Here is an 8,584-nt window from a genome sequence, read left to right as displayed (position 1 = left end):
TTTTCATGTTCCGTTGCTGACCGATATCGCGAGGCGGCGCGCGGCACGCACGGGGCGGGCGGCAGGCACTGATTCGCGGCTTCCAGCAGCATTGACAGGGAATAAGGTCCGGGACTGCAAAAGGTCATGAAAATGTCATAATTGGCGCCCCGCCTTGGCGCGCAGCCTTGGCGCGCCAAGGCGGGGCTCAACCAAACAGGACGATGCCGCCCGGCAGCCGCGTCACGCGCGCGCCATACGCATCCTGGATCAGGGCGATCACGTCATCGAGGCGGTCGAGCGAAAAGCTGGCTTGCACACGCGTATGTTTCAACGTGTCGCCATTGAGGATCAGCTTGCCGGGACGGTAGCGGTTCACCTCGTCCACCACCTCGGCCAGCGTACTTTGCTTGAACACCAGCAGGCGCTGGCGCCAGGCGCTGACGTCGCCCCTCGCCACCGCGCGGGCGATGCCGAAATGCTCGGGCCGGTAGCGCAGCTGCTGGCCCGCCGCCAGTTCCGCGTCGTTGCCGGCCTGCGCCACGCGCAAGCGGCCCGCCAGGCAGGTCACGCACACTTCCCGGCCGAATAGCCGAATATTGAAGCGCGCGCTGCCAGCCGACACCGTGCCGTCGCCCGCCTGCACGCGCACGCGCGCCGCGCCGCGCAGGCCGGCCTGGAATTCCGCTTCGCCCGCCAGCAGCACCAGCGCTGCGGCGCCGTCCTGCACGGGCGCCGCATCGAGGCGCGTCTGCGTATTCATCTGCACCAGCACGCCGCCATCGAGCGCCACTTCGCGCTGCTCGCCCGTGCCCGTGGCGTAGTCGGCGCCCAGGCCCGCCACGGCCGGCCACAGGTCCGTGGGCGGGCGCAGCACCAGCAAGCCCAGCGAGGCGGCAACGGCGCCACCCAGCCAGGCGCGCCGCGCCATGTTCACTGGCTGCTGCGCCCGCTTGACGGCGCGCGCAGCGGGCGCCATGGCACCCCATACGGCACGCGCCTCGGCAAACGCGTTGGCATGCCTGCGGCTGCGCGCACACCAGTGGCGAAATACTTGCGCATCGCGCTCGCTGACCTGGCCCGAGGCCAGGCGCACGACCCACGCCTGCGCTTCCTGCTGGATGACACTCATGTCGTCTTCCGCTTGTTCAATCATGATGTTTAGACGTTTTTCCCGCGCCGGGACCGAAGCGCTGGATGAAATCGCGTCCCATGCGTTCGCAGCAATGTTCGAGGCCGGCGCGCAATTCCTTCTCCACCGTGCGGGCGGAAATGCCGAAGCGCTCGGCGATGTCGCGGTGCGGCAACTGGTCGACGCGGGCGGCGATGACGATGGCGCGCCGGCGTTTCGGCAACTCCTGCAAGGCCCGTTCCAGTTCTTCCAGTTCGGCGCGCGCGCTGAAGGTGCGGGCCGGGTCGGCCAATTCATCGGCCATCTCGTACAAATCGTCGATATCGGGCAGGCTGAGCAGGCGTGCATTGTTGCGGCGTTGATCTTCCGCAATATTGATGGCGATGCGCATCAGATACGCGGACGGGTAGCTGATCGCCTCGGGCGCGTTCATCCGTTCCACCCGCAAATATGTTTCATGCAGCGCATCATTGGCCAGGTCTTCCGAGCCAAGGCGGCGCTGCAGGTGACGGCGAAACTGTCCGTAGCGTTCGAGGAACAGCTTGCGCAAGGTGGCTTTCAGCAAATCCGACATGCTCAGGACGCCCCGGACACGAGGTAGGGTGCGCAATCGGCGTCCGGATCGGGCCGCGGCGTCAACAGGATCGTCAGCGGCTGCGGCAAGCCCGCCGGTGGCGCGCCATCCATCAGCAGGCTGCGCAAGCGCTGCAGCACGGCGCGGTCGCGCTGCGCCACGCCGCTCCCTTCGAGTACGTGTACGGCGCGCACCTTGCCCCGTTCATCGAGCCACAGCTGGAAGGCCAGGCGGTAGCGGCCGAAGGCATCCGGATGCAAACGGCACAGGGTGCGCGTGAGCGAGCGCTGCAGGATGGCAGCATAACCTTGCAATGGTGCGGTGGCGGGGGTAACTTCGGCCGGCACGGGCGCCGGTGCCACGGGCGCGTCGGCCAGCGCCAGCAAGGTAAAGGCATTGCTGCCGCTGAAGCGCACGCCCAGCTGCGTGCCCGCCAGCAAGCGCTGCAACGCCTCGGCCGGCGTGTAGTCGCCGCGCACGGGCGAGGCCACGCGCCCCGCCGCCAGCTGGCTGCTGACCAGCACGGAATACCCGGTCACTTCGCCAAACGCCACCAGCGCCGCATCGAGCGGCTGGGTGGGCAAGTCGAAGCGCAAGGTGGTGTGCGCGGCGGCATCAGCACCGTCCGCACTGGCAGCCGGCCGCACGAATGTCATCAATGTCATCAATGTCATCAGCAAGCAGGCGGACAGGGCATTGCCCGTTGCGGCGTGGCGGTGGGTTAGTGTCATTTTCCAGGGAAATCAACGAGAGCCTGCTCATGAAGTGTCTTGACTGCAATATTTCAAGCAGAATGGCAAGATGGTAGCTTCATAAAATGACAACTGCATGACATAGGTCACAAAGCGACCGGGCTTGCGTGTCATCACTGCGACATATGACTTTGCTATGCTGAGCGTTTCCCACCGCTCCGGGAGCCGTCATGGCGCGCCTGTTATTGCTGTTGCTGTTTGCCTGTGCCACCCTGCCCGCGCAGGCGGACGAGCACACCGTCGTCGTCAAGGCCGCCGCGCCCGAGAGGGGCTGCGTGGAGGTGGAAGTGAATGGCAAGCGCGCGCAATCGATATCTTGCTTGAACGAAAAATTATTACCTAGCAGCAATACTGTGAACCGGCCGCCGCCCACCCTGTCCGGCGCGGAAGCGACCGTGCAGCGTCCGTCGAACCAGTTGGGCCTGTACAACCGCGCCGCCCTCGAACACCGCATGGGCAATGCCTTTGGCAAATCCGTCACGCCGCAGAGGCCGGCACCGCCGCCGCCCGCCAGCCCCCTGCTGCCGCCCCGTTGACGCGGTTGTCAACGCACAGTCCATTTGCGCTGTCAAGATTGCGCAATCGCGCCGATTGCGTATCATTCCAGGCTTGATCGCTCTGGAAATAACCATGCTGCCCACTATCGAACAACGCCTTGCCCTTGAACTTGCCGCCAAACCGGTGCAGGTTGCCGCCGCCATCGAACTGCTCGACGAAGGCGCCACCGTGCCCTTCATCGCCCGTTACCGCAAGGAAGCGACCGGCGGCCTGGACGATATCCAGCTGCGTCTGCTCGAAGAGCGCTTGCGCTACCTGCGCGAACTGGAAGAGCGGCGCGCCGCCATCGTGGCCTCGATCACGGAACAGAACAAGATGACGCCCGAGCTGCTCGATGCCGTCATGCACGCGGAAGACAAGACGCGCCTGGAAGATTTGTATCTGCCGTACAAGCAAAAGCGCCGCACGAAGGCGCAGATCGCCATCGAGGCGGGCCTGATGCCGCTGGCCGACGGCTTGCTGGAGAATCCGGAACTGACGCCGGAAATGGAAGCGGGCAAGTTCTTGCGCGACGCGTTTACCAGTGCCGACGGGAATAATCCGGGCGTGGCCGACACCAAGGCGGCCCTCGACGGCGCGCGCCAGATTCTGATGGAGCGTTTCGCCGAAGACGCGACCTTGCTGCAAACCTTGCGCGAATACGTGCAGGAACACGGCATTGTCGAATCGAAAGTGGTGGAAGGCAAGCAGGAGGAAGGCGAAAAATTCGCCGATTATTTCGATTACTCGGAAACCATTTCCACCGTTCCCTCGCACCGCGCGCTGGCCCTGTTGCGCGGCCGCCGCGAAGGCATCCTCGACGTCACCCTGCGCCTGGATACGGAAGCGGAAAAACCGAAATGGGATGCGCCGCATAATCCGTGCGAAGGCCGCATCGCCGCCCGCTTCGGCATCAAGAACCTGGGCCGCCCGGCCGACAAATGGCTGGCCGACACGGCGCGCTGGACGTGGCGCGTGAAAAGCTTTATGCACCTGGAAACGGAACTGATGGGCGCGCTGCGCGAACGCTCGGAACTCGATGCCATCAACGTCTTTGCCACCAATTTGAAGGCGCTGCTGCTGGCCGCACCGGCCGGCCAGCGTGCCACCATGGGCCTCGACCCAGGCTTGCGCACGGGCGTGAAAGTGGCGGTGGTCGATGCCACCGGTAAAGTCGTCGACACGGCCGTGATCTACCCGCACCAGCCGAAAAACGATTGGGATGGCTCGCTGCACACCCTGGGCCGCCTGGCCGCCAAGCACAATGTGTCGCTCATTTCCATTGGCAACGGCACCGCTTCGCGCGAGACGGACAAGCTGGCGCAAGACCTGATCAAGCAACACCCGGAAGCGAAGATGACGAAGATCGTCGTCTCGGAAGCGGGCGCGTCCGTGTATTCGGCGTCCGAATTCGCCTCGAAAGAGTTGCCGGACATGGATGTGTCCCTGCGCGGTGCCGTGTCGATTGCGCGCCGCCTGCAAGACCCGCTGGCCGAACTGGTCAAGATTGACCCGAAATCGATCGGCGTGGGCCAGTACCAGCATGATGTGAGCCAAAGCCAGCTGGCCCGCTCGCTCGATGCCGTAGTGGAAGATTGCGTGAACGCCGTGGGCGTCGATGTGAACACGGCCTCGGCGCCCCTGCTGGCGCGCGTCTCCGGCCTGTCGGCCAGCGTGGCGCAAAGCATCGTCAGCTACCGCGACATGAAGGGCGCGTTCACTTCGCGCGCGGCCTTGAAAGCCGTGCCGCGCCTGGGCGATAAAACGTTCGAACAGGCAGCGGGCTTCTTGCGTGTAATGGGTGGCGAAAACCCGCTGGATGCCTCGGCCGTCCACCCGGAATCGTACCCGCTGGTGGAAAAGATCCTGGCCGACATCAAGAAGGATATCAAGGCCGTCATCGGCGAAACGGCCCTGCTGAAAACCCTCAGCCCCGCAAAGTATGCGGATGACACGTTTGGCGTGCCGACTATTACCGATATTTTGAAGGAACTGGAAAAACCGGGCCGCGACCCGCGTCCTGAATTTACCACCGCCACCTTCAAGGAAGGCGTGGAAGAAATCCGCGACTTGCGCCCGGACATGATCCTCGAGGGCGTGGTCACCAACGTGGCCGCCTTTGGCGCCTTCGTCGACATCGGTGTGCACCAGGATGGCCTCGTGCACATCTCGGCCCTGTCCAGCACCTTCGTCAAGGACCCGCACACGGTGGTCAAGGCTGGGCAAGTCGTGCGCGTGAAAGTGCTGGAAGTCGATGAAAAGCGCAAGCGCATCGCGCTGACCATGCGCCTGACGGACAGCGCGCCGCAGGCGGGCAGCAAGCCGGAGCAAAAGGGCGACCGCAACGACCGCCGCAGCATGGCGCAGCACCAGTCGCAGTCGCGCAACGCCCCTGAGCCCGCCGGCAGCATGGCCGCCGCGTTCGCCAAGCTGCGCGGTTAAGCAGATGGCCGCCAGGCATGACCTTGTCATCCTGGCGGTGGACGCCGCCACTGCCGGGGCGCAGTTGCTGCTCGACGAATTGTCGGACGTGCTGCTGCGCATCAATGGCGACAGCGGCCGTTCCTCCTTCGATGTCGAGGCGGCAACGACGCGCGGCGGCTTTTACGTGGCCCGCGACGGTGCTGGAAACCTGCTGGGTTGTGCCGCCCTGCGGCCGCTGGGCGAGCCGGACAGTCCCACGGCAGAACTCAAGCGTATGTATGCGCGTCCGGGCCACGCTGGCGTGGGCGCGGCGCTGCTGGCCCATGTGGAGGCGCAGGCGCGCCAGCATGGCTACCAGGCCGTGCACCTGTCCACCCGCGTGGCAAATAGCCGTGCCGTGGCGTTTTATGCCAAACACGGCTATGTGCCCATCCTTGCCTGGGGCAAATACGTGGGCGCGGCACAATCGGTTTGTCTGGGCAGGCAGTTATCAGTAGCAACGAGCATCAACGTGGCTGACTTCCCCGATTTATGACTTGAGCGCATACCCGTGCCGTCGTTTTCTTATAAAATGACGGCATCTATTTATTTATCCATCAGAGGCAGCTATGAGCGACGTACAAACCTGGATCAAAGAAACCGTGACGAACACGCCGGTCGTGCTGTTCATGAAGGGCACCGCCCAGTTCCCGCAGTGCGGCTTTTCCGGCCGCGCCATCCAGATCCTGAAAGCGTGCGGCGTGGAAAACATCGCCACCGTCAACGTGCTGGATGACCCGGAAGTGCGCCAGGGCATCAAGGATTACTCGAACTGGCCGACCATTCCACAGCTGTATGTCAAAGGCGAGTTCATCGGTGGTTCCGATATCATGAATGAAATGTTTGAATCGGGCGAACTGAAATCCCTGATCGATGCCTGATAGCCAACTTGCGCGGCCGCGCCGTATCGTGGTGGCCATCACGGGTGCCACGGGCGCCGTGTATGGCTTGCGGCTGCTGCAATTGCTGGTCGCCATCCCTGGCGTCGAGACGCATCTGGTCTTGTCAGACGCGGCCGTACTGACCCTGCATCAGGAAACGGGCGTGGGGCGCAAGGAAATCGAGGCGCAGGCGCACGTGGTGCACAAGCTGCGCGATATCGGCGCGAGTATTGCCAGCGGCTCGTTTCAATCGGATGGCATGGTCGTCGCACCGTGCTCGATGAAAACGCTGGCGGCCGTGGCACATGGCTTGTCGGATAATTTGATTACGCGGGCAGCCGATGTGGTGCTCAAGGAGCGCCGGCGCCTGATTTTGATGGTACGCGAAACGCCATTCAACCTGGCGCACCTGCGCAATATGACAGCCGTGACCGAAATGGGCGGCATCATCTTCCCGCCACTCCCCAGCTTTTATCACCACCCGCAGAGCATCGCGGAGATGGTCGACCATACGGTGGCGCGCATCATCGACCTGCTCGGCATCGAACACGGCCTGGCGCCGCGATGGAATGGTCTTAAGTCCGCTGGCGACAGCCCTATCCTCTAGTTGGCGTCACGATGCCTGACACAAGCATAGCGAGCGGCAGTGAGGCTCGGCGCCCCCTTGTGGCCAAGAAGCACGGTGAGCATCGCCGGCCGCAAAGCGCGACGCGCAGCAGCGTAGCTCAGGCATCCACCACTCAACGCTTCTCAAACTGAACGGCACTTGCCTGCTTCAAATCCCTGGCTTCTTCAACCATCCTGCGATGGGCGATCCGTTTGCGCATGACTTCCGCATGTTGCGCGGCAGTCATGGGGGGCACGGTCATCAAGTCCTTCAGCTGCGCGGTATTGCTGTAGTTACTTTTCATAAGACGGCTCAAATGCTCGGCTCCGTAGTGGATGAACTGGCTGCTTCTGATGTGATTATGCGCTGGTATTGGCCGCTGCGCCGCTGCGTACGGGATTATTGTCAAATAATTCCGCTGCAGCGCAACATGCGAGATCTTATTGTGCGGCAAAATCATGTCTCCAGTATGACGCTGCGCAAATAAAAGGACAGGAGGAGCACCGTCAGCGAAAGGCGGACGGCGCCGGCCGGGGATGGCCTGGATGCTTACTTTTGGTAGTTGACTCTGACCAGCATGCGAATAAATTCACGCGCGATTTGACGATGATGTTCATCTAATCTTTGCAAATCGGCAATTAATTTCACATCGGCGGACTCAAAACGCGACAAAGCGCTGCCCGCTTCGCCATTTGGCGTGGCGCTTTCCGGGCCGCCAAAACGCAACCATTCCGCCGGAACGCCCAACCATTGGGCAATCATGCGCAATTTTTCTTGCGTGGGAATTGCTTCACCTACTAACCATTTCCTAGCAGCATGCACGGTAATCGGGCGTCCGTCGAAACGGATGTTGAATTCCCGGGCCAGTCTGGTCGGGCTGTCTGGAGAGTAATGGGCGTTTTTGAGAGCCAACTGAAGTCGCTGGCTGAAGCTTTCGCGTTCGTTAGAAGAATTCATAGGTGTACTATTTCATGTTGTAACATGAAAGTCAGTTTCTTGAATGACCATACAGATTGTTACATTTGAAAAGAGTATAAATTAACAATTAACACTCCGGACGGCCTTTTCGGGTAAAAATATGGCCGAATTTTCTCTTGTGATTCTGTGCGGCTTCGGTTCAAATTCGCGGCTAGCCTTGATTTTCGCACTGCAGCACGATTCAAAGCCTCGGTTTGGCATTACAACGTACGGTATCGGATAATGCTCTCCTCTACCGGTACGCGCAATGCCCATGCCATACAATTTCTTGCAGACAAAGTTTTCATAATAGCTATTTTATTTCCAATATAGAAACATTTTAAACAACGTGCTCATAGTGAAACGGGGTTTTCTGATCGTGCCTACTGGAAAGAATCTACACTCAAAAATTTTACTGCCATCATAGCGAAAAGAATGTCGCAGTTATGCCAGGAAAGCTCTTTTTGGTGTCATCTTGGCCACCAACTCTCGATCTTAAGCGTGTTTGCGCGAGAAGAATCAATTTATTTTCAGCAATTGTTGTCTTATTCGCCAAATTGCCTGTCGACACCCTCTTTTTTCTTTGTTGCAGCACGGGCAGGGCACGCTACAATAGTATTGACGTTGACGTAAACGGCACTTTGCCACCCGCCTGCCTCGCAGCACCCCATCTATCGACCGATCACCCATGCAACCAACACC

10 protein-coding genes are annotated in these 8,584 nt (G+C 61.2%); 5 read left to right on the top strand and 5 right to left on the bottom strand.

Annotated elements, in window-relative coordinates; translation table 11 throughout:
* Nucleotides 1-187: 187 nt before the first annotated feature.
* Genes ACQ4WN_RS08310 through ACQ4WN_RS08300 form a run of 3 tightly spaced genes read right to left on the bottom strand, consistent with a single transcriptional unit; the run spans nt 188 to nt 2,416 of the window.
* On the bottom strand, nt 188-1,135 hold the full coding sequence (locus ACQ4WN_RS08310) for a FecR family protein (RefSeq protein WP_436551100.1): 948 nt from the start codon (nt 1,133-1,135) through the stop codon (nt 188-190).
* Complete coding sequence (locus ACQ4WN_RS08305; RefSeq protein ID WP_436551099.1) at nt 1,128-1,685, bottom strand: RNA polymerase sigma factor; 558 nt, start codon at nt 1,683-1,685, stop codon at nt 1,128-1,130. Before ACQ4WN_RS08305 ends, ACQ4WN_RS08310 begins: the two co-directional genes overlap by 8 nt.
* Nucleotides 1,686-1,687: 2 nt before the next feature.
* Nucleotides 1,688-2,416: a secretin and TonB N-terminal domain-containing protein gene (locus tag ACQ4WN_RS08300; protein ID WP_436551098.1), complete on the bottom strand. Its 729-nt coding sequence runs from the start codon at nt 2,414-2,416 to the stop codon at nt 1,688-1,690.
* Nucleotides 2,417-2,607: 191 nt separating this feature from the next.
* Here ACQ4WN_RS08300 and ACQ4WN_RS08295 point away from each other — a divergent pair, with 191 nt between their 5' ends.
* From ACQ4WN_RS08295 to ACQ4WN_RS08275, 5 genes are all read left to right on the top strand, one after another.
* On the top strand, nt 2,608-2,973 hold the full coding sequence (locus ACQ4WN_RS08295) for a hypothetical protein (RefSeq protein WP_436551097.1): 366 nt from the start codon (nt 2,608-2,610) through the stop codon (nt 2,971-2,973).
* Nucleotides 2,974-3,067: 94 nt separating this feature from the next.
* A complete protein-coding gene (locus tag ACQ4WN_RS08290; protein ID WP_436551096.1) occupies nt 3,068-5,416 on the top strand; it encodes a Tex family protein in 2,349 nt (782 codons plus the stop codon).
* A gap of 4 nt (nt 5,417-5,420) precedes the next feature.
* Nucleotides 5,421-5,933 (top strand): GNAT family N-acetyltransferase, encoded by a 513-nt coding sequence (locus tag ACQ4WN_RS08285; protein ID WP_436551095.1) that lies wholly within the window; start codon nt 5,421-5,423, stop codon nt 5,931-5,933.
* Nucleotides 5,934-6,006: 73 nt separating this feature from the next.
* Nucleotides 6,007-6,318, top strand: coding sequence for a Grx4 family monothiol glutaredoxin (gene grxD / locus ACQ4WN_RS08280; RefSeq protein WP_436476003.1), 312 nt, complete (start codon nt 6,007-6,009; stop codon nt 6,316-6,318).
* Nucleotides 6,311-6,925 (top strand): UbiX family flavin prenyltransferase, encoded by a 615-nt coding sequence (locus ACQ4WN_RS08275; RefSeq protein WP_436551094.1) that lies wholly within the window; start codon nt 6,311-6,313, stop codon nt 6,923-6,925. Before grxD ends, ACQ4WN_RS08275 begins: the two co-directional genes overlap by 8 nt.
* Nucleotides 6,926-7,058: 133 nt before the next feature.
* Here ACQ4WN_RS08275 and ACQ4WN_RS08270 read toward each other — a convergent pair whose 3' ends face one another.
* Both ACQ4WN_RS08270 and ACQ4WN_RS08265 read right to left on the bottom strand, forming a co-directional pair.
* On the bottom strand, nt 7,059-7,385 hold the full coding sequence (locus tag ACQ4WN_RS08270; RefSeq protein ID WP_102123441.1) for a hypothetical protein: 327 nt from the start codon (nt 7,383-7,385) through the stop codon (nt 7,059-7,061).
* 89 nt (nt 7,386-7,474) lie between these two features.
* Nucleotides 7,475-7,882, bottom strand: a complete 408-nt coding sequence (locus ACQ4WN_RS08265; RefSeq protein ID WP_034753756.1) for a hypothetical protein — start codon at nt 7,880-7,882, stop codon at nt 7,475-7,477.
* Nucleotides 7,883-8,584: the final 702 nt, after the last annotated feature.

Source organism: Janthinobacterium pasteuri, from assembly GCF_051380775.1.
In the GTDB taxonomy this organism is placed as follows: Bacteria; Pseudomonadota; Gammaproteobacteria; order Burkholderiales; family Burkholderiaceae_D; genus Janthinobacterium.
Note: the sequence above shows the minus strand (reverse complement) of the source record. Positions and strands in the feature narration are given on the sequence as shown.

What these genes read in the sequence shown, in the direction of transcription:
- grxD (WP_436476003.1), top strand. Translation starts at nt 6,007, where the DNA reads ATGAGCGACGTACAAACCTGGATCAAAGAAACCGTGACGAACACGCCG.
- ACQ4WN_RS08270 (WP_102123441.1), bottom strand. Translation starts at nt 7,385, where the DNA reads ATGATTTTGCCGCACAATAAGATCTCGCATGTTGCGCTGCAGCGGAAT.
- ACQ4WN_RS08295 (WP_436551097.1), top strand. Translation starts at nt 2,608, where the DNA reads ATGGCGCGCCTGTTATTGCTGTTGCTGTTTGCCTGTGCCACCCTGCCC.
- ACQ4WN_RS08305 (WP_436551099.1), bottom strand. Translation starts at nt 1,685, where the DNA reads ATGTCGGATTTGCTGAAAGCCACCTTGCGCAAGCTGTTCCTCGAACGC.
- ACQ4WN_RS08275 (WP_436551094.1), top strand. Translation starts at nt 6,311, where the DNA reads ATGCCTGATAGCCAACTTGCGCGGCCGCGCCGTATCGTGGTGGCCATC.
- ACQ4WN_RS08310 (WP_436551100.1), bottom strand. Translation starts at nt 1,135, where the DNA reads ATGATTGAACAAGCGGAAGACGACATGAGTGTCATCCAGCAGGAAGCG.
- ACQ4WN_RS08285 (WP_436551095.1), top strand. Translation starts at nt 5,421, where the DNA reads ATGGCCGCCAGGCATGACCTTGTCATCCTGGCGGTGGACGCCGCCACT.
- ACQ4WN_RS08290 (WP_436551096.1), top strand. Translation starts at nt 3,068, where the DNA reads ATGCTGCCCACTATCGAACAACGCCTTGCCCTTGAACTTGCCGCCAAA.
- ACQ4WN_RS08300 (WP_436551098.1), bottom strand. Translation starts at nt 2,416, where the DNA reads ATGACACTAACCCACCGCCACGCCGCAACGGGCAATGCCCTGTCCGCC.
- ACQ4WN_RS08265 (WP_034753756.1), bottom strand. Translation starts at nt 7,882, where the DNA reads ATGAATTCTTCTAACGAACGCGAAAGCTTCAGCCAGCGACTTCAGTTG.